General features: G+C 41.1%; 1 protein-coding gene. It reads right to left on the bottom strand.

Features of this window, described 5'->3' with window-relative positions; genetic code table 11:
- A partial coding sequence (locus CWC11_RS22025) for a Rossmann-fold NAD(P)-binding domain-containing protein (RefSeq protein ID WP_502704830.1) occupies nucleotides 1-302 on the bottom strand: 302 nt, incomplete at both ends.

Raw genomic sequence — 302 nt, 5'->3', positions numbered from 1 at the left:
GACCGTTTTCAATAATCTCTTGAGCTAATTTATCAGCAATTATATGTGTTGAAACTTTCTCATCTTCAGAACGCTTAAAGATTTCGGTTAGCGTGTCGTAGATACCTTCTACGTGTTTAGTCGCTGCAGCCTCATCATAACCCTCAGGTTTTGTTTCATAGTAAACATTGATGATCCCACCAGCATTAATCACATAGTCTGGTGCATATAAAATGCCTTTTTCACGAATGATCTCACCATGACGCGACTCTGCAAGCTGGTTGTTTGCACACCCTGCAATGATCGTGGCTTTGATACGTGGA

Source organism: Pseudoalteromonas sp. S3178 (assembly GCF_005886985.1).
GTDB classification, from domain to species: domain Bacteria; phylum Pseudomonadota; class Gammaproteobacteria; order Enterobacterales; family Alteromonadaceae; genus Pseudoalteromonas; species Pseudoalteromonas carrageenovora.
The sequence above is the reverse complement of the archived record's forward strand: the minus strand, read 5'-3'. Positions and strand labels throughout refer to the sequence as shown.